We start from the raw sequence: 19,659 nt of genomic DNA, 5'->3' as shown, positions 1-19,659 counted from the left end.
CGGGTTGAAGGGATTCCCGGCGGCTAGTCGGCGGCCGAGAGTTCGCTGACCACTGCTGCCACCGAGCCCGCATCGGGCAGGTGCGACAAGGCGCCAACCAGGTCGTCGCGCACCTGCGCCAGATGGGCTTCAAAGCGCGCCGCATCCAGCCCGAGCGCCGTTGCCAGTGCCTGCACATGCTCGCGTTCGGCCGGGCTCAGGTGGCCGTCGGCGTAGGCGGTCATCAGGCACATCAGCACCACGGTGTCGGCGAATTCCGCCGGGCTGCCGGCCAGCGCGGCGGCGTCAAATCGCTGCGCCTGCGGATCGGCCAGGAAGGTCGCAGTGGCCGGCATGTCGGCGCTGCGCGAGCTTTCGTAGAACTGGCCGATCAGCGCGGCTTCGGCCGGCTGGATGCCGTCCACGGCGGCGACCGACAGCATGGCGCTGGTGAGTTGGGCGACCTGCGCCGGGCTGAGGTTCTGGTCTGGCATGGTGTGCATGTGGAACTCCTGAGTTGGGGTAAAGATGAGGGGATCAGCGCGCCAGGGCCAGCCGCCTGGCCGCCATCAGCTTGCTCTGGATGTCGCTCAGGGCCATGCCCTGGTAGCGTTTGGGCAGCATCGAACGGCGGGAGGTTTCCGACACCGCCAGCAGTTCCATGAATTCGATCATGCCCTGCTCCTGCGGTGGCATGAAGTCGTCCGCCGCCAGCGTCAGGGCCTGCGCGTCCAGCGGCCCGGACCGGCTGCGGGCGAACTCGACGGCCAGCAGCGCCAGCGCCTCCAGGTCGGCATTCGAATAACCCGCCAGCCGGTCGCACAGCGTGAGCAGTTCCTCGGCGCTGGCGGCGCAGGGCTCGCGGTAGCGCGACAGCACGGCCAGCAAGACCTGCACGCGCTCGGGCGCCGAATCGCAGTAGAAGAACGGAATCTTGCGGTCCAGCCGGCCGGGGCGCTTGATGTCGCTGTCGAGCTTGTCGGGCCGATTGGTCATCATGACGAACAGCACCTGGCCCCGGTTTTCCGGGTCGGCCATGAACTCTTTCAGCCGCGCGATCACCCGCGAACTGGTGCCGCCGTCGCTGTCCTCGCCGCCGCCCGAGCCAAAACTGCGGTCGCCCTCGTCGATGATCACGGCAATCGGCCCCATCGCCTTGACGGTGGCCAGCACGCGCTCCAGGTTGGCCTCGGTCGAGCCGACCCATTTCGAGCGGAAGTTCTTCAGCGCCACGGCCGACAGCCCGGCTTCCTTCAAGAATGCCTTGATGACGAAGGTCTTGCCCGAGCCCATCGGGCCGACGGCCAGCAGGCCCATCGGGGTCAGCGTGGTTTCGCCGGCTTTCAAATTCTTCGCAATCGCCAGCAGTTCATGCTTGATGTGCTCGTGACCGCCGACCGCCTCCAGGCCGTAGCTGGGCTCGATGAACTCGATCAGCCCGGCGCATTCCTTTTCGATCATTTCACGCTTGCGCGCATGGATGACTTTCAGCACTTCCTCGTTCGCGTCGCCGACGGGCAGGGCCTTGCCCGGTTCGATCAGCCGGATGATCTCGGCCGGCGTCATGCCCGCCGTGATGGTGGCCAGCGTGCCGGCGCGCGCTTGGGCGTCGGGCGTGCCGTGCAGCAGTTCAAGGATCAGCGTGCGCCGCTGGTCCTCGTTCAGGCCGTGGCCTTCGGAGCCGGCCATGATGCTGGCGAGCTGCACGGTGCGCAGGCCGCCGGTGCGCTCGGAAAACAGGCTCAGTTGCTGTTCGGTCAGCCTGGGCGCGAAAAAGGCGATGACCCGCTTGCGCAGCGCAAGGTCGGGCATCGGGATCTCGATGGCCGCCACCTTGGGGTTCGACAGCAGGCCGGGGTTGATCGCGTTGAGCGACTCGGCTATCAGGATGGTGATGTTGTCGCCGCGCGTCAGCGTCTGGTCCAGCGACCAGCGGTGAAAGGCGAGGTAAACCTGCCGGTCCTGGTGCGCCATGAAGCTCGGCTCGCCCGCCGGCAGCAGGGCATCGGCGTAGGGAACGATGACGGCGGTCGATTGCTCGGCGCGCATCTGCTTTTCCAGCGCATGCAGCGATTGCAGCAGCGTAGAGCCGTCGGTGCTTTCGCCTTCAGCCGTTCCCATGCCGGCGCCGGCCTTGCCGACCAGCACCTGAATGCCGCGCTCCAGGCTGATTTCGCAGATGTGCTTCTTGGTGTCCCTGAGCAGTTCGGCGACCAGGAAGGACTGCAGGTTGTGCAGCGTCTCGCCGGCCAGGAAGTTGTCGAACACATTGCGGTAGAGCACGAAGGTCGAGGCTTCACCGGCCAGGTATTTCTGGCGCAGGGTTTCGGCCCAGCGCGGCAGCGGATTGCGCGTGGCGGGCATGGTCGCGGGCGTCTTCACGGGCGTCATCACGGGTTCTGGCCGCTGTCAGAGGTTCTTGACCGAAGCCTGGGCGCTGGCCGCGCGCGCCTGCTTCATCGCTTCGAGCTGGGCCTTGGCGGTCACGCTGCCGCTGCTCTGGCGCAATTTCGCCAGCCGCACGTCGAGGTCGGAGTTGTGCAGCTCGGAGCCCAGGCTGGCCTGCGCGACCTGGCCCTTGATGTGGTCGCGCACCGCGCCCAGCGCCTGCACCTCGGCATCGACCGACAGGCCGTCGAGCTGGCCCTGGATCTTGATCCGCGCCTGCGCGCTGTGCATCTGCGCCAGCATGCGGTCTTTTTCGGCCTTGAGCTTGTCGATCTCGGTCTTGACCTGCATCAGCGAATCCTTGGCGTTGTCGGCGTCGGTGGTGGCCTGCTCGGCGTCGGCGCGCAGTTCGGTGATGGACGCGTCGAGCGCATTCTTTTTCTGGATCAGCACCACCGCCAAATCATCCTGGCCGGTGGCCAGCGCGGCTTCGAGGTCGTTGCTGATGCTGGCCAGCTCGCGCTCTTGGCTGGACAGGCGGGCGGTGATTTCCTGGCGCCGGGCAATGATGGCGCCGGTGGCCGCCTTGAGCTGCGTGTACTTCTGGATCATCGACGCGATGGCGTTCTGGTAGGCGATTTCGGGGTGCTCTTTTTCGATGTCGGAAACCCAGAGCGAGATGAATCCGGTCCACAGGTTGGACAGGCGGGCGAAGATTGCGTTGTTGGCCATGGGTTGCTCCTGGTTGAATGGAAATGCGGGGAACGGGTTGGGGCGGATTTGGGGTTTAAGAGCGCGACTTGACGGATTGCGCCGCCTGCCGCGCGGCCTGGCCCAGGGTGGCCGGTGAAGCGCTGGACGCGCGGGGCGGCGTGAAGTCAAACGATTCGGCCGTGTCGAACTCGGCGGCCACTTCCTCGGCAATCCGCAGGCGCGCCAGCGATTCTTCGAGCTTGCCGCCCATCTCGGACGAATAGGGCGCGGTGATCACCAGCTGATAGACCTCTTCGAGCTTGTCGGGCATGGAAATCAGCGTCGCTTCGAGCGTGCTGCGGCGCGTGGCCAGGCGGCGCGAGCGGTTCAAGACCTCGGTGTATTCGGCCAGCGCGCTGCGCAGCTGGCGCTCCTCGTCGCTGGTCATGGACTTGTTGAGCAGCTGCCCCTGCAGGCTGGCAATCCGCTTGATGACGCCTTCTTCGCTGGGCGCATCCCGGCGCTGCCTGAGCGACTGGTTGACGACGCACAGGCCGAGGTAGTCCACCGTCAGGTCTTCGAGTTTCTCGACGTCGTCGCGGGTCAGCGTGCTTCGGGCGTCGCTGGCCGTCTGGTAGAGCGACTGGACGCGGCGGTACATCTGCTCGTAGCTGGCCAGCGCCCTGGCATCGCCATAGTCGGACAGTTCGGCCAGCAGCCGCAGCCGGCGCTCGGCGCGCAACTTGTGGTGGTGCTCGCGGTCCGCCCAGGCCTTGAAAGTGGGCAGTTCGGGAATGCCCAGCGCGGCCAGCACTTCCGTGCCCAGCCCCAGCACCGCCACCAGCGCCATGCCCGGCCAGCCAAAGGGAATCGACGCAAAAATGGCGGCGCATCCGGTGGCCAGCAGCGCCACGCGGTTGTACGGATGCCGGATGAAAGCACCCAGGTAGGAGGGCTGTTTATCCACGCTATTTGGAAAACCGGCCCCAAGCCTGCGCGATGTCCTGCTGGTCCTGCTCGGACAGGATGGGAATCGGCGACGAGCGGCTGAGCGATGCGGTGCTGGGCACAACCGCCGGATTCGACTTGATGCTCTCGCTCATGAACTCGCCGGCCTTCAGGTTGGCGTTGGCAAAGCCGACGCTGTTGGAGATTTTCGCAATCACCTGCGGGCGCATGAGGTAGTCGATGAACAGGTGGGCGGCACGCCGGTTCTTGGCATTCGCCGGCACGGCCATGGCGTCGATGGCCAGCAGGCCGCCCTCGGTGGGCACGCGGTATTCGACCGTGCCGCGCGACTTGGCTTGCGCCTGCACCGCATCGCCCGAAAAGCCGATGGCGACGCAGATCTTGCCGCTGGCCAGCGCGTCGATGTACTGGTCGGTGGGAATCACCTTGACGATGCCCTTCAGGCGCTCCAGCACCTGGCTGGCGGCGTTGACCGAATTCTTGCCGTTCCACTTGGCCTGCCCGCCGGCAATGGCCGCCAGCGGCATCACATCGCTCGCCGAATCGACCACGCCGACGCCGCAGGACTGGAAGCGCCGGGCGGTTTCCGGGTCGAACACATTGCCCAGGGAATCCATCGCATGGCCCGGATAGGCCTTGGCCGTGAGCTTGGGGTTCCAGGCGATGCCGACCGTGTACCACATGTAGGGCAGGCTGTAGCTGCCGTCCTTGTCCCAGGCGCGCAGCGTGGCATCGACGCGCGGGTCGATGTTGCCCAGGTTCTTCAGGCTGGCCTTGTCCAGCTTGCCGAGCAGCCCCTTGGCGGCCATGGCCGGCACCGCATTGGCGGTGGGAAACACCACGTCGTAGGGCGTGCCGCCGGCGCGCAGCCTGGCCTGCAGGTCGTCGTTGCTGGTGAAGATGTCGTACACCACGCGGATGTTGTTTTCCTTCTCGAAATCCTGCAGCACGCCGGCATCGATGTAGTCGGGCCAGTTCAGCACGCGCACCGTCTCTTTGGCCGACGCGCCGGCGCCATTGACGGCGCGGCGCAGGTTCATCAGCACCGTGGCGGTGATCAGGCCATCGACCGTCACGCCCTGCGATTCCTGGAAAGCCTCGGTCGCCACCTGGGTTTGCGGGCCGAACGTGCCATCGAGCGGACCGGCGTTGTAGTCCAGTTTGCCCAGCAGGATTTGCGCTTCGCGCAGGCCTTGCGCATCGACCAGCTTCTCGCGTCCCTTGTAGTTGCCGCTGGACCAGTTCTGGGTTTGCCAGATGACGCGGCGCAGCGAATTGAGCAGGCCGTCGTTGACCTGGCTTGATGCGGGCAGCTTGTTCTGCGCCAGGAAAACGCGAATCGCCTCCTGCGTGGCCGGTGTCAGGCTGCCGCTCGGTGTCTCGCGCAGCAGGCCGAGCCGGGCCAGCAGGCGCTGCGCCGTCTCGACCTTGGCGTTGCGCGCGCCGGCCGGTGCGGGTGCCGCGTCCGCCGGGGGCTGGCCGGTGCCGAAGACGAAGCCCTGGGCCTGGACGGTTCCGGCCATCAGTCCGCCGCCGGTCAGGGCCGCCAGCAGGGCAAGGGTGCGAATTTTCATGGGGTGATTTCCTGTCAGGAGCCCGGTTGCCTTCATTGGCCCGAGGTGAAACAAATGATGCTGCGCGACTGGGCGAACTGGAACAGGCTGGCCGCTTTTTCGCGGTTGACCGGCCCGCCCTGGCCCTTCAGGTGCATCTCGCCCAGGTGGCAGGCGGCGCCGCCGTCGCCGCCCTGGACCGCCTGCTCCAGGTGGATGCGGGCCTGCTCGAAGTTTTTGCTTTCAAGCAGCCGGCGCCCGGTTTCGGCATTTTCAGCCGGCGACAGCCCGGAGGCCTGCGCCTTGGGCTCGGGGGCGGGCGTGGCCGGGAGGCTTGGAGGCGTGGCCTGATCCGGCGCATTGGCTGGCGTGCCGGTGCTTGCCGATGGGCTGGTGCTGGGATCCGTGTCCGGCGCCGGGGCGGGCGTTGCCGGGGGAGCGGCAACGCTGGCGTCCGCCGGTTGCGACTGCGCTGGTGGCGTTGCGCCGCCCAGCCGATCCTTCAGGCCGAGGTGCCAGACGGCCGACGCCATGGCGCCCACCACGGCCAGGGCAATCAGGCCTTTTGAAAGCGGTGTCAAACTGGCCATTCAATCATTCCCCGGTGGTGGTGGTTGCCGGCGTGCCAAACTGCAGCGCCAGGCTTTGCAGCCGCTGGCTGGCCTGCGTGACTTGTTCAAGTTCCCGGGCGGTCTGTTCGGTGACCGCCTTCAGGCTGGCCTCGTGGGCGGCGGTTTCCTGGGCGGCGCGCGCCAGTTCACGCGACGCCAGGGCTTCGAGTTCGGCGATCTGCTTGCGGATGTTGCCGACCACCTGCTCCTGCCGCAGGCGGGCGGCGTTGAGCTGGCCTTCGGTTTCCTGCGCCAGTTGCCGCAGGTTCAGCCGAAGCCGTTCGGCATGCGCGGCCAGCGCCTTGACCTTGGCGGCGGCATCCGCCAGCGGGTCGCTAATCGTCCACGATTCATCGGCCGCATCCATCGCCCGGATGGCCATCTGGCGCGTGGCTTCGTCCATCGCGCTCAGCCCGTCCACCAGGCGCAGCAGCCGCTCGGCGGGATACGCCGACGCCATCACGCCTTCGCTGGCGTAGATGTCGTCGAGCTTGAGCGGCATGCCGTCGTCCTGCGCAATGGGCGTGGCCGGGGCTGGGGCGGATGCTGGCGCGGGGCTGGCCGGTTCCAGTCCGGCGACGGGTGCGCCTTCGTCAGCGGGCGGCGGCTGAACCGCCGGCAGGTCCGTCTTGACCAGTCCGGCCTTTTCCAGAAAGCTCAGTAGTCCCTTCATCGCCTTCACTCCAGTTTGTTTGGATGGACCCTGCCGGCCAATGGACGGCAGTCCATCGCAGAGCCGTTTTGGAGGCGGAAACATGCAGTCCGCACCCCTTTGTTTCGGGTAAGTTTAATGCCAATCCAGGCGGCGCAAGAGGACTAAAACCGGGGCCATGGCGCCGGGCTGGTGGAAGTTGAATTTTATGAACAAAATAGGCCATTTGCGCATACTACGCATGCATAAATAGCTATTAAAAATATAGCAAAAATGAAGGCTGGCAGCAGTTCACCGGGAGGGCTGGCGGCAAGCCGCTGTCTTTTTTCCGGCTTCCTTGGGCGCGCCAGGAAGCCGGCCCCAAATTTTTAGTGAGCCAAAAAACGTAAGGGGCGTAACGACGAACGATGAACCCCTCAAATCGCCTGAAACCGGCAGGACTGGTCAGTAAGATTTGCCTCACTTGCAGGATTTGAGGAATAAAAAATTCCCGGCTGCACGAGTTGTCAAAAACAAAAATGACCTGCGTACCGGGGAGGGTGCTGTCAATGAATGTTGAAACAAACAACGAAATCGGCGCTTCGGCCCAGGCGTTTGCCAATTCATCATGGTATTTGACCTACGCACGGCCCCGCCTGGAAACGGTCGCACTGCAGAACCTGCAGCAGCAAGGTTTCGATGCCTATCTCCCGCTTTACAAGTCCCTGAAAAAGACCGATGCCGGCATCAAAGCCATTTTTGTGCCGATGTTTCCACGCTACGTATTTGTCAGGCCATCGCACCCGGCCCAGTCGATTGCACCCGTCCGCTCGACCCGGGGCGTGGCGCAGCTGGTCCAGTTTGGGAATGAATTGGCCACTATTCGCGCCGATGCGCTCGATGCCATCCGGCAGTTTGAGCAGCAGCGCAATGCGGCGGATGTGGCTGAGTTGAGTTCATTGCGCCCGGGCCATGCGGTGCGTTTTCACAACCCGGCGCTGAGCGGGCTTGAAGGCCTGGTCAAGAGCGTTTCGAGCCTGCGCGTGACGGTGCTGCTGGAATTCATGGGTCGCGAGCAGCTGGTCAGTGTTGAGCACCATCAATTGAAAGTCGCCTGAATTTTTAACGCCTGGGTCTGGATTTTTCCCATCCTGGCCTTGGCCGGGCCGATCCAATTTTAGATTTTGCAGCGTTTCATCCTTCAAGGGTGCCAAACACTGCGGTAGCTTGGCCGGCTGTTTTTTTCAGGCTGCCGCTGCGTCAGCCGGCACTGGCTCTACAGATCAATCGCTTCAGGAATCTGGTTCCGGTGCCCTGGCCGGGTCTTGCATCCGTTCTTCGCCTTGGTCATTTCCAATGCTCACACTCCAAACATCAGGCTTCACTTCCAGGCTCGCGCAGGCGCGCTGGCCTGTTCTGGTCCTGGCGGTCGTCTGGCTGGGCGGCTGCGCCATGGCGCCCGGGTTGACTGTTGGCCGGAGTTTGCAAAAGACCGGCCAGTGGGCCAATCCGGATGCCGGCACTTCGCGCACGGGCACAAGCACCGCAAACCAGACGCCGCCGCCCGCCACCTTGCTGGCCATCACGCCCGAACTCATCACCCAGCAACGCGCCTTGCGCAAAGCTGAATTGAGCAGCGGCGTAAAACGTCTGTTCGCGCAAGCCCAACCCTATGGGATTGGCCCTGGCGACGTGATCAACATCGTCGTCTGGAATCATCCCGAGCTGGTGCTGGCCCCGGCAGGCGCCACGCTGACAACCGATGCCTCCGGCCTGGCATCTGTCGGCAACGGCTACAACGTCAGCCCCGAGGGCCTGATCCAGTTCCCGCTGCTGGGCACCTTCAAAATCGCTGGCCTGACGGAAAGCGCCGCCCGCGAGGAACTGACCCGCCGCCTGTCCCGGTTCATCAAGAACCCGCAAATCACCCTGCGCATCCAGGCCTACCGCGCAGGCCGGGTCTATGTCGATGGCGAAGTGCGCACCCCCGGCCTGCAGGCGATCAATGACATCCCGATGACGCTGCCCGAAGCCATCAACCGCGCTGGAGGACTGACGCCCGCGGCCGACCGGGCCATGGTCGCCGTCACCCGCGATGGCGTGACCAGCGAGATCAACCTGCCGCAGCTCACCACGCTGGGCGTGAACCCGTCGCGCATCATGCTGGCCGCCGGCGACCTGGTGCGCGTGGCCAGCCGCGAGGACGCCAAGGTGTATGTGCTGGGTGAAGTCACGACTCCCAGGGCGCTGCCGCTGCGCAATGGCAGCCTGACGCTGAATGAAGCGCTTGGCGAGTCGGGCGGCGTGAACCCCGCCTCTGGCGACCCGCGCCAGATTTATGTGGTGCGCAGCCGCAGCGGCGACAGCGCTACCGCCACCGATGCCGATGCCGGCGGCACGGCCGCATCCGCAGCACCCGCCACGCCCGAGATTTACCACCTTGACGCCAGTTCGCCAGCGGCCTACGCATTGGCCGAAGGCTTCGAGCTGAAGTCGCGCGACGTGGTGTTTGTCGATCCGGTGCCGCTGGTGCTCTGGAACCGCGTGATCAGTCTGGTGTTGCCAAGCGCGCAGGTGGTCAACCTGTCACGCAACCCGAACTCCAATTGAGCCGGCCGAATGAACGCTCGTCAATCTCCCATGCCCACACCCTACGGTGCTGATCAGCAGGACGACAAAATCGACCTGCTTGGCCTGCTCGATGTGCTGCTTGACGCGCGTTGGCTCATTGCCGGCATCACGGTGCTGGCGCTACTGCTGGGCGGCGCCTATGCCTTCCTCAGCCGCCCTGTCTATGAAGCCACGTCGCTGATACAGGTCGAAGACAGCAAGCCCGCAATCTCTGGCGCTGCCGGCACTGCCGGCGTCTTAAGGGAGGCGTCCAGCCTGTTCGACATCAATTCGCCCGCCACGGCCGAGATGGAAATCCTGCGCTCGCGCCTGGTGCTTGGCAAGGCCGTGGACGACCTGCAGCTGTATGTAACGGCTGCCCCCAGCTACCTGCCACTGGCAGGCCGCTGGCTTGCGCGCCGCGCCACCGACCTGTCCAACCCCGGATTCATGGGGCTGGGCGGCTACGTCTCGGGCAATGAATCGATTCGCCTGGGGCTGCTCGAAGTGCCTGCCGAACTCGAAGGCAAGCCGCTGCTGCTGGTGGCCACTGAAGGCGGTTTTGTAGTGCGCGAGCCTGGTGGCCGGACGCTGGCGCAGGGAAAAATCGGTACACCCGCAGAGTTTGGCAGCGGCCAGGACAAGGGCCGCATCCTGGTGACCGAACTCAAGGCCAAGCCCGGCGCTTACTTCAATGTGGCGCGCTATTCCCGCCTGGGCGTGATCGAGCAATTGCAAAAGAATCTGGCGATCTCGGAGCAAGGCAAGCAGTCGGGGCTGATTGCCTTGCAACTGCAAGGCACCGACCGGCAGCAAATTGCCCGCACCCTGAACGCCGTGGGCACCAACTATGTGCGCCAGAATGTCGAGCGCAAATCGGCGGAGGCTGAAAGATCACTCGCTTTCTTGAGTGATTTTTTGCCGCAGCTCAAAAAACAGCTGGAAGACTCGGAGGTCCGGTTCAACCAGTTCCGCAACCAGAATGGCACCTTTGACCTGGGCACGGAAGGAAAAAACTACCTTGACACGGCCGTCAAGCTGCAGGCCAGCCTGCTGGAGCTGCAGCAAAAACGCCGCGAGCAAAGCGTGCAATTCACCGATATTCACCCCGTCATCCAGACGCTCGATGCGCAGATTGCCGCCGTCAACAAGGAAATTTCGGGCCTGGCCAGCAAGGTCAAGACCCTGCCCAACACCGAGCAAGACCTGCTGCGCCTGACGCGCGATGTGAAGGTCAACAGCGAGCTGTACCTCAACCTGCTGACCAGCTCGCAGCAACTGCGCCTGGTCAAGGAAGGCAGGGTCGGCAATGTGCGCGTGGTCGATGCGCCTGCCGTACCCGAACGTGCCATCAAGCCGCAGCGTAAGCAAATCCTGGCCACGAGCGGGGTGCTTGGCCTGCTGCTGGGCATGGGCCTGGCTTTTTTGCGCAACAGCCTGCGCCCCGGCATGAAGGATCCGGCCGATATCGAGTCGGCCACCGGCCTGCATGTATTTGCCACCGTGCCGCATTCGGCCGAGCAGGACAAGCTGTCCAGGCTGATCAGGAGCCAGGCCCCCGGCAACCACCTGCTGGCCATTGCGCATCCCGAAGACCCGGGCGTGGAAAGCCTGCGCGGCCTGCGTAACGCGCTGCGGTTCGCCATGCTCGATGCGCGCAACAACGTGGTGCTGTTCGCCGGCCCCACGCCGGGCATTGGCAAATCCTTCACCAGCGCCAATTTTGCGGCCTTGCTGGCCGCAGGCGGCAAGCGCGTGCTGCTGATGGACGCCGACATGCGCAAAGGCCACATCCACCAGTTCTTTGGCCTGCAGCGCGGCCACGGCTTGAGCGAGTTGATTACCGGCAGCCGCACGCTGGACGACGCAGTGCATCGCGCTGTTGCGCCTAACCTGGACTTGGTCACCACCGGCAGCATGCCGCCCAACCCCGGCGAATTGCTGATGTCGCCGGCTATCGGGCCGCTGCTGCAAACCCTGTCTGCCCAGTACGACCTGGTGTTGATCAGCACCCCGCCCGTGCTGGCCGTGTCTGACACGCAAGTGCTGGCGTTCCATGCGGGCACGGTGTTTTTGGTGGCCCGCGCCGAAGTCACCGAGCTTGGCGAATTGCAGGAAAGCACCAAGCGACTTGGCCAGACCGGCGTGCCGGTCAAGGGCGTGGTGTTCAACGACCTGGACACCAGCCGCCAGCGCTACGGCGGCTACCGCTACGCCAACTACCAGTACGGCACGACCGCCGCCGGTCAGTAAAAAAACCATGCGGGTTTCATTGCCTGCGGCTGTGCCGCAACACGTTGTCATCAACCAGATTTTCAGGAGGGTCCGACGATGCCCGGTAGTTTTAGTTTCATTTCAATGGCAGCCTGGAGCGCAGGTAGCGTGGCGTTGCTGGTGGCCCTGTTGCTGGTGGTCTCCCAAGGCTGGCATGGCCACTACACCATGGACTCGACCCACGGTGTTCAAAAGTTCCATGCCGATCCCACCCCCCGTGTTGGCGGAATTGCCATTGTGGCGGGCGTTGTTGCAGGCTACCTGATGACCGACTCCGACAAAAAATCCCTGCTCGGGCCGCTGATCGTTGCCGGCATTCCGGCCTTTGCATTTGGTCTGCTTGAAGACATCACCAAGCGCGTCAGCGTGCGCACCCGCTTTCTGGCGACCACGGGCTGTGGCGTACTGGGCTGGGCCATCACCGGCTATTCGATTACCTACGCCAATGTATGGGGACTGGACTGGCTGCTCGGCTTCACCGCGGTTTCGGTTGCCTTTACGGCCTTTGCCGTAGGCGGCATTGCCAACGCCATCAACATCATTGACGGCTTCAACGGCCTGTCCGGTGGAACCGCTCTCATTATTCTTGCCGCTTTTGGCTTCCTGTCCACGGCCCTGGGCGACTATGACCTGGCCATGACCGGCCTGATTTTGGCCGGTGCCGTGGCCGGATTCCTGATGGTCAACTGGCCGATGGGAAAGATATTTTTGGGTGATGGCGGCGCTTACTTTGTCGGCTTTGCCATCGCCTGGCTGGCTATTTTGCTGGTGCAACGCCATAACGAAGTGTCAGCCTGGACGCCGATGCTGATGTGCGGCTTTCCAGTGATCGAAGTGCTGCTCAGCATCGTGCGCCGCCACCGCCGCAACGCCAGCCTCAGTGCCCCTGACCGCCTGCATTTGCACAGCCTGGTAACGCGCCGCCTGGTGCGGCGCCTTTTGCCCCAGTCATCCACACTGGTCCGTAATTCAGCCACCGGCGCCCTCATGTGGTTTGCCACCTTGCTGCCCGTCTCGATTGCCGTTCAGTGGCGTACCAACACGGTCATGCTGATGCTTGGGTTTGCAGCCTGTGCGTTGCTGTACTCGGCCGTTTACGCGCGGCTCACGCAGTTCAGGTGGTGCTTCAGCCCTGCAACCCTGGTGCCGAAAGTGGTTTGAATCCACTGCCTCTCTTTTTCGCATTCCTGCTTTTTCTAATCAATGGCCTAGGAAAAATATGCAAAACCCTGCACGCAACCTTTTCGTCGCCGTGATCGGCCTGGGCTATGTCGGCCTGCCGCTGGCGGTCGAATTCGGCAAAAAATACCCCGTCGTCGGCTTTGATATCAATGCCAGGCGCGTGGCTGAACTGCAGACCGGCGAAGACCATACGCTGGAAGTCGCACCCGAAGCACTGCGCCAGGCCACGCAGCTTGTATTTGCCACTGACATCGCCGCGCTGGCGGAGTGCAATGTGTTCATTGTTACCGTGCCCACGCCGGTTGACAAAGCCAACCGCCCGGATTTGACGCCGCTGATCAAGGCCAGCGAGACGGTTGGCAAGGTACTGAAGCAGGGCGACATCGTCATCTACGAGTCCACCGTGTATCCGGGAGCGACTGAAGAAATATGCGTGCCCGTGCTCGAAAAGTTCAGCGGCAAGAAATTCAATGTTGATTTTTTCTGCGGCTACAGCCCCGAGCGCATCAACCCCGGCGACAAGGTCAACACCCTGACCACCATCAAGAAAATAACCAGCGGCAGCACCCCCCAGACCGCCGACACGGTCGATGCCCTGTACAGCAGCATCATCACCGCCGGTACCCACAGGGCGAAAAGCCTCAAGGTGGCTGAAGCCGCCAAGGTGATCGAAAACACCCAGCGCGACCTCAACATTGCGCTGGTCAACGAACTGTCGGTTATTTTTGAACGGCTGGGCATCGACACCCTCGACGTGCTGGAGGCTGCCGGCAGCAAATGGAATTTTCTGCCCTTTCGCCCGGGGCTCGTGGGCGGCCACTGCATCGGCATTGATCCGTATTACCTGACCCACAAGGCCGAGGAAGTGGGCTATCGCCCGCAGGTGATTCTGGCCGGGCGCCGCATCAATGACAACATGGCCCGCTACGTGGCGCGCAGCACCATCAAGCTCATGCTGAAAAATGGCATGGACGTGCCGCGCTGCCGCATCGGCGTGCTGGGCATCACCTTCAAGGAAAACTGTCCCGACATCCGCAACAGCAAAGTGGTGGACATGGTGCGCGAGTTTGAAGCCTGGGGGGCCTGCGTGGTGGTGGCCGACCCTTGGGCCAGCGCCGAGGAAGTGATGCACGAACACGGCGTGCAATTGGGCGCCGTGGATGCGGAAAACCGGGTCGATGCGCTGGTCGTGGCCGTCGGCCACAACCAGTACCGCCAGGCCACGCTTAAAGAGCTGCGCACTTTCTGCCGTGGCAGCAAACCCGTATTGGCCGACGTGAAAAGCCTGCTTGACCGCCAGCACGCCGCCGCCGCCGGTTTTACCGTCTTCCGCCTGTAACTCCCTTCAATAAACAAATGAAAAACTTTGCCCTGATCGGCGCCGCCGGCTATATCGCCCCGCGCCACATGCGCGCCATCAAGGACACCGGCAACCGCCTGTCCGTGGCCTACGACATCAATGACTCCGTCGGCATCATTGACAGCATCTCGCCTGACAGTGAATTTTTCACCGAGTTCGAGCGCTTCCAGGAATTTGCCCACCATCTGAAGCGCAAGCCTCAAACCGCGCTCGACTACGTCGCCATCTGCTCCCCCAACTACCTGCATCACCCCCACATTGCCGCTGGCCTGCGCCTGGGCTGTGACGTGGTCTGCGAAAAACCCCTGGTGCCCAGCCCCGAACTGCTGGACGAACTGGCACGGGTGGAAAAGGAAACCGGCAAGCGCGTCTTCAATATCCTGCAGCTACGCCACCACGCAGCCATTCTCAAGCTGCGCGACAAAGTGGCTGCGGCCCCTGAAGACCGCAAGTTTGATGTGGAGCTGACCTACATTACCTCGCGCGGAAAGTGGTTCGCCGAAAGCTGGAAGGGCGATCCACGCAAATCTTTCGGCATCGCCACCAACATTGGCGTGCATTTCTACGACATGCTGCATTTCATCTTTGGCAGCCTGCAGAAAAATGTCACGCATTACCGAGCTGACGCCAAGGCCGCAGGCTACCTTGAATACGAACGCGCCCGTGTGCGCTGGTTTTTGTCCATCGATGCGAATGACCTGCCTGACAAGGTCAAGGGCAAAAGCTCAACCTACCGCAACATTGACATCAGCGGCGAGCAGCTTGAATTTTCCGAAGGCTTCACCGACCTGCATACCACCAGCTACCAGGAAATCCTGGCGGGTCGCGGCTATGGGCTGGACGATGCGCGCCATTGCATTGAAACCGTCAATGTCATCCGCACGGCAAAGCTGGCCGCCGCCGGCGACGATGCCCACCCCTGCGTCAGGCGGCTGCTGGCATGAGTTATACCCAGCACCCCAGCGCCATCATTGACGACGGCGCCCAAATCGGCGAAGGCTCCCGCGTCTGGCACTTCGTGCATGTCTGCGGCGGGGCGCGCATCGGCAAAGGCGTGTCACTCGGTCAAAACGTCTTTGTCGGCAACCAGGCGGTGATTGGCGACCACTGCAAAATCCAGAACAACGTCAGCGTCTATGACAACGTCACGCTGGAAGAGGGCGTTTTCTGCGGACCCAGCATGGTGTTCACCAACGTGTACAACCCGCGCGCCCTCGTCGAACGCAAGCATGAATACAGGAGCACCCTGGTCAGGAAAGGCGCCACCCTGGGCGCCAACTGCACCATCGTCTGCGGCGTGACGATTGGCGAATACGCCCTGGTCGGTGCCGGGGCGCTGGTTAACAAAGACGTAGCCGCCTATGCGCTCGTTGTGGGCGTGCCCGCTCGGCAGATTGGCTGGATAAGCGAGTTTGGCGAGCGATTGCCCCTGCCATGCCAAGGGCAGGGGGAGGGCGTGTGCCAGCACACCGGCGCGCTTTATGTTCTGGATGGCAGCCAACTCATTAAACACACTGCAATTTAAAGAAAGGATGGCCTTGCCGTGAAAAGAATCGCTCACCGATTATTCAATGATTTCCTGATGCCGTCCCGCCTGGATGAACTGGAGCGCGTGCTGCTGATAGCCCTTTTTGAAGGTTATCAAGTCCTGTCCATTTGTCACTTTCTTGGTCTGGCGAGAGAAGGTTCGCTGGATGTTCGTTCCCGCTACCTTATTTTGCGACACGACATAGATACCGATGTGGCGACGGCGAAGGAAATCTGGCAACTTGAACGCCGGCATGGGATATGTGCGAGCTTTTTTTTCAGACTCCAAACTGCCGACATCGCTCTGATGAAAGAAATCCATGCAGGGGGTGGCGAGGTCGGCTATCACTTTGAGGAAATAGCGACAGTCGCAAAGCGAAAAGGGCTGAAGCGTACTTCCAATCTCGATCATTTAAGGAACGATGCTGGCGAGTTGTTCTGCGAAAACCTGATAGCACTAAGGAAGAAGAGCGGCTTGCCTCTGCGCGGCATTGCGTCACATGGTGATTTTGTAAATCGCCGTTTGGGAATAATTAATTTTGAACTGCTGACACCAGGGATTCGCCAGTTAATGGATATCGACTACGAAGCCTACGACGCTGAACTGGAGGATCGTTTGTCATCACGTTTTTCGGATCTTATGTATCCCAAATTCTGGAAGCCGGCTAATCCAGTCGCTGCGATAAAAAGCGGTGATCAGGTTGTCAAGTTGCTCATTCATCCACGACAGTGGCAGAGCAACTCGCTGGTAAATGCAAAAGATAACGCAATCCGGATATATGAAGGGTTTCGTTATTGGGCGGCCTGACTAAGGTTGCAAAAATGGCTAAAGACCGGACCCATTGCGCAGCATCCGTGATTATTTTAGATATCAACAAGGCCAGCATGCAGCCTACCAAAGTACCCACTCCTCATGATTGACTTCATTGACCTCAAAACCCAGCAAGTCCGCATCAAAAGCGAGTTATACGCCGCTATTGCGCGTGTGCTGGAGCACGGCGAGTACATCCTGGGTCCGGAGGTCGCCGAACTGGAAGAAAGGCTGGCCGCCTACACCGGCTCCAAGCACTGCATCACCTGCGCCAACGGCACCGACGCGCTGCAAATTGCCCAAATGGCGCTGGGCATCGGCCCGGGCGACGAAGTCATCACACCGGGCTTCACTTATATCGCTACAGCTGAAACCGTCGCCTTGCTCGGTGCCAGGCCGGTGTATGTGGACATTGACCCCCGCACTTACAACCTGGACCCGAATCTGCTCGAAGCAGTGATTACGCCACGCACAAAAGCCATCATCCCCGTCAGCCTGTACGGCCAGTGCGCCGACTTCGATGCCATCAACACCATTGCCGCCGAGCACGGAATCCCTGTGATTGAAGACGCCGCGCAGAGTTTTGGCGCCAGTTACAAGGGACGTAAAAGCTGCAACCTCAGCACCATTGCCTGCGCCAGCTTCTTCCCCAGCAAGCCTTTGGGCTGCTATGGCGATGGCGGCGCCCTCTTCACCAACGACGACGAACTGGCTAAAGTCATGCGCCAGATCGCCCGGCACGGTCAAGACCGGCGCTACCACCACATTCGTGTGGGTGTCAACAGCCGGCTGGACACCCTGCAAGCAGCCATCCTGCTGCCCAAGCTGGCGATTTTTGAAGAAGAAATAGCGCTGCGTCAGCGGGTGGCCAGCAACTATGACCGGCTGCTTAAGCAGGTCGGGATTGTCTCCACGCCGTACATCGAGCCGCACAATACCAGCGTCTATGCGCAATACACCATACGGGTGGAAAGCCGTGCAGCGCTGCAGGGAAAACTGAAAGCAGCGGGGATTCCGACCGCCGTGCATTACCCGGTTCCGCTGAACAAGCAGCCTGCCGTGGCCGACGGGCGGGCCCGTTTGCCGGTGGGAGACCAAGTGGCGCAGCAAGTGCTGAGTTTGCCGATGCATCCGTATTTGACGCAAGCCGATCAAGAAACAATCGCTGAGCAACTGCGGGTCGCCCTGGCATGCGAGATTGCCGCATGAACCATTCAGCACTGAAGCTGCCGACGTTCTGGAAAAACGTCACGACCGTGCTTGGCGGTACGGCGATAGCCCAGATCATTCCCATCGCCATGCTGCCACTGCTGACGCGCATTGTGCCGGCCGATCAACTCGGGGCTTATTTTGTCTGGCTGGGTGCAACATCCGTTTTAATTGTCATTGCCTCCGCCCGGTTGGACATGGCAGTATTTCAGGCACAGAGCGAAGAGCAGGTCAGCGGGATATTTCAAGCGGTGCTTGTTATTAGCGTGGGTGTTGGCGTCGCCGGACTGCTCACCGCAATGGCCTTTCAGCAATTTCCCGGCAAGTCTCTTGTGGATGGCGTTGCGGGAAGATATTCAGTGGCATGGGCCGTATATGCGGTCGTCATGGCCAACTGTCAGACCTTGCTGGCCGTCTATGTGTACAGGGCTCAGTTCGAGCGCATGGCCTATGGGAAGGTGGTATTGGCCGGATCAGTTGCATTTGCGCAATTGGCACTCAGCCTGGCAGGCGCAGGACTTAATGGACTTGTCTATGGGCAACTGACGATGTCCTTCATCATCACGCTGGCTTTGATGTACCGCGCAGGGCTTAGGCCACTGTCACTCCTGGCCAAAGTGAATATTGCCGGACTGAAGCAAACGCTGAAACGCTACTATCGTTTTCCGGTAATTGCCATGCCCTCCGATTTCATCAATACCTTTTCCGATCAGATACCCCTTTTTCTCATTGCCACCCGCTTCGGCGCGGGATCCGTTGCCCTATATGCACTGAGCCTGCGCATCATCAACGGGCCGATAGGCTTGCTTGCCAATTCCATACTGGCGGTTTTCAAGGAACAGGCCGGCCGGGATTTTCGCGAGAAAGGCAACTGCCTTGATGCCTATCGCTACACTTTTCGCTCACTCCTGCTGATGGCCATTATTCCCTTCACGCTTTTGTTTTTCTTTGGGGAGCAGGCATTTGTTCTCGTCTTCGGTCAGGACTGGTCAATGGCAGGTCGTTTTGCAGAAGTGCTGGCCCCCATGTATTTCACGAAATTCATTGCCAGTCCCATGAGTTACACCCTGTACATCGCCAACAAGCAAATACAGGATTTAGGCTGGCAAATTGCTTTACTTGTCATGACCTGGGCCGCATTTTATTTAACCGGCAGCCTGATGAGTGCTGTTCAGATGTATTCACTCGGCTACAGCGCGTTGTACATCATTTATTTGTTGATGTCATACCGCGCCGCCTGTGGAGTCTGTTCATGATCGTGATCGTGGATTATGAGTGCGGCAACATCGCCTCGGTGCTGAATATGATTCGCAAGGCCGGCGGCGATGCCACCGTGTCCGGCTCGCATGAAGTGATTCAGCAGGCCAGTAAGCTCATACTTCCTGGAGTCGGTGCTTACGATCAAGGCATGAGCCATTTGCATGCCAAGCAATTGCCAGCGATTCTGCAAGCCCGTGCTGCTGCTGGCGTCCCCTTGCTCGGAATTTGCCTGGGTATGCAGCTATTGGGCTTGGGTAGCGAGGAGGGCAAGATACCCGGACTTGGGCTGATAGCAGCAAGATTTAAGCGATTCGTTTTTAATGCCGATTCGGCAATGCGCATACCGCATGTGGGTTGGAATACTGTTTACGCCAAAAAGATTAACCGGCTTATTTCCGACGATCAGGAAGAAAAACGTTATTACTTTGACCATTCCTACTATGCTGTGTGTGCACACGAGGAAGATATTTTGGCGACTACGGAATACGGGCATGGCTTTCCCTCTGCTTATTCCAGGGAGAGTGTCTATGGCGTTCAGTTCCATCCTGAAAAAAGTCATCGGTTTGGCCTGTCGTTGATCAAGCAATTTCTGGATATCTGAG

Annotated in this window: 18 protein-coding genes; 11 read left to right on the top strand and 7 right to left on the bottom strand. The window is 61.4% G+C overall.

What is annotated here, in order from left to right:
• Nucleotides 1-23: 23 nt before the first annotated feature.
• The 7 genes from PNAP_RS15705 to PNAP_RS15675 are packed head-to-tail and all read right to left on the bottom strand — an operon-like array spanning nt 24 to nt 6,866.
• A complete protein-coding gene (locus PNAP_RS15705; RefSeq protein ID WP_011802510.1) occupies nt 24-482 on the bottom strand; it encodes a TerB family tellurite resistance protein in 459 nt (152 codons plus the stop codon).
• Between the two features lie 34 nt (nt 483-516).
• The gene (locus PNAP_RS15700) at nt 517-2,370 is read right to left on the bottom strand and encodes an AAA family ATPase (RefSeq protein ID WP_011802509.1); all 1,854 of its coding nucleotides are present in this window, start codon (nt 2,368-2,370) and stop codon (nt 517-519) included.
• Between the two features lie 18 nt (nt 2,371-2,388).
• Entirely contained in the window at nt 2,389-3,099 is a 711-nt protein-coding gene (locus tag PNAP_RS15695; RefSeq protein ID WP_011802508.1) for a PspA/IM30 family protein, read from the bottom strand.
• Nucleotides 3,100-3,154: 55 nt separating this feature from the next.
• Complete coding sequence (locus PNAP_RS15690; RefSeq protein WP_011802507.1) at nt 3,155-4,027, bottom strand: hypothetical protein; 873 nt, start codon at nt 4,025-4,027, stop codon at nt 3,155-3,157.
• A 1-nt stretch (nt 4,028) separates the two neighbouring features.
• Nucleotides 4,029-5,603, bottom strand: a complete 1,575-nt coding sequence (locus PNAP_RS15685) for an extracellular solute-binding protein (RefSeq protein ID WP_011802506.1) — start codon at nt 5,601-5,603, stop codon at nt 4,029-4,031.
• Between the two features lie 32 nt (nt 5,604-5,635).
• Nucleotides 5,636-6,172 carry an SEL1-like repeat protein gene (locus PNAP_RS15680; RefSeq protein WP_011802505.1) on the bottom strand — a complete coding sequence of 179 codons (537 nt, stop codon included), beginning with the start codon at nt 6,170-6,172 and terminating at the stop codon, nt 5,636-5,638.
• Between the two features lie 4 nt (nt 6,173-6,176).
• Complete coding sequence (locus PNAP_RS15675) at nt 6,177-6,866, bottom strand: methyl-accepting chemotaxis protein (RefSeq protein ID WP_157040308.1); 690 nt, start codon at nt 6,864-6,866, stop codon at nt 6,177-6,179.
• A 527-nt stretch (nt 6,867-7,393) separates the two neighbouring features.
• On the opposite strand from PNAP_RS15675, the gene PNAP_RS15670 reads away from it, so the two are divergent.
• The 11 genes from PNAP_RS15670 (at nt 7,394) to hisH (ending at nt 19,658) form a co-directional block, all read left to right on the top strand.
• Nucleotides 7,394-7,942, top strand: coding sequence for a transcriptional activator RfaH (locus PNAP_RS15670; protein WP_011802503.1), 549 nt, complete (start codon nt 7,394-7,396; stop codon nt 7,940-7,942).
• Nucleotides 7,943-8,180: 238 nt separating this feature from the next.
• Complete coding sequence (locus tag PNAP_RS15665) at nt 8,181-9,434, top strand: polysaccharide biosynthesis/export family protein (protein WP_011802502.1); 1,254 nt, start codon at nt 8,181-8,183, stop codon at nt 9,432-9,434.
• A gap of 9 nt (nt 9,435-9,443) precedes the next feature.
• Nucleotides 9,444-11,687, top strand: coding sequence for a polysaccharide biosynthesis tyrosine autokinase (locus tag PNAP_RS15660; RefSeq protein WP_011802501.1), 2,244 nt, complete (start codon nt 9,444-9,446; stop codon nt 11,685-11,687).
• A gap of 78 nt (nt 11,688-11,765) precedes the next feature.
• Nucleotides 11,766-12,869 (top strand): MraY family glycosyltransferase, encoded by a 1,104-nt coding sequence (locus PNAP_RS15655; RefSeq protein WP_011802500.1) that lies wholly within the window; start codon nt 11,766-11,768, stop codon nt 12,867-12,869.
• Between the two features lie 58 nt (nt 12,870-12,927).
• The gene (locus PNAP_RS15650) at nt 12,928-14,229 is read left to right on the top strand and encodes a nucleotide sugar dehydrogenase (protein WP_011802499.1); all 1,302 of its coding nucleotides are present in this window, start codon (nt 12,928-12,930) and stop codon (nt 14,227-14,229) included.
• A gap of 17 nt (nt 14,230-14,246) precedes the next feature.
• Entirely contained in the window at nt 14,247-15,194 is a 948-nt protein-coding gene (locus tag PNAP_RS15645; protein WP_011802498.1) for a Gfo/Idh/MocA family protein, read from the top strand.
• Nucleotides 15,191-15,775, top strand: coding sequence for a UDP-2-acetamido-3-amino-2,3-dideoxy-D-glucuronate N-acetyltransferase (wbpD, locus tag PNAP_RS15640; RefSeq protein ID WP_011802497.1), 585 nt, complete (start codon nt 15,191-15,193; stop codon nt 15,773-15,775). Before PNAP_RS15645 ends, wbpD begins: the two co-directional genes overlap by 4 nt.
• An 18-nt stretch (nt 15,776-15,793) precedes the next feature.
• On the top strand, nt 15,794-16,585 hold the full coding sequence (locus tag PNAP_RS27095) for a polysaccharide deacetylase family protein (protein WP_157040307.1): 792 nt from the start codon (nt 15,794-15,796) through the stop codon (nt 16,583-16,585).
• A 105-nt stretch (nt 16,586-16,690) separates the two neighbouring features.
• The gene (locus PNAP_RS15630) at nt 16,691-17,797 is read left to right on the top strand and encodes a DegT/DnrJ/EryC1/StrS family aminotransferase (protein WP_011802495.1); all 1,107 of its coding nucleotides are present in this window, start codon (nt 16,691-16,693) and stop codon (nt 17,795-17,797) included.
• On the top strand, nt 17,794-19,053 hold the full coding sequence (locus tag PNAP_RS25060; RefSeq protein ID WP_011802494.1) for a lipopolysaccharide biosynthesis protein: 1,260 nt from the start codon (nt 17,794-17,796) through the stop codon (nt 19,051-19,053). The genes PNAP_RS15630 and PNAP_RS25060 overlap by 4 nt, the downstream gene beginning before the upstream one ends.
• Nucleotides 19,050-19,658 (top strand): imidazole glycerol phosphate synthase subunit HisH, encoded by a 609-nt coding sequence (hisH, locus tag PNAP_RS15620; RefSeq protein ID WP_011802493.1) that lies wholly within the window; start codon nt 19,050-19,052, stop codon nt 19,656-19,658. Before PNAP_RS25060 ends, hisH begins: the two co-directional genes overlap by 4 nt.
• Nucleotide 19,659 lies beyond the last annotated feature (1 nt).

The sequence above is a fragment of the Polaromonas naphthalenivorans CJ2 genome (assembly GCF_000015505.1).
GTDB lineage: Bacteria > Pseudomonadota > Gammaproteobacteria > Burkholderiales > Burkholderiaceae_C > Polaromonas > Polaromonas naphthalenivorans.
This window is presented reverse-complemented; position numbering and strand designations above follow the sequence as displayed.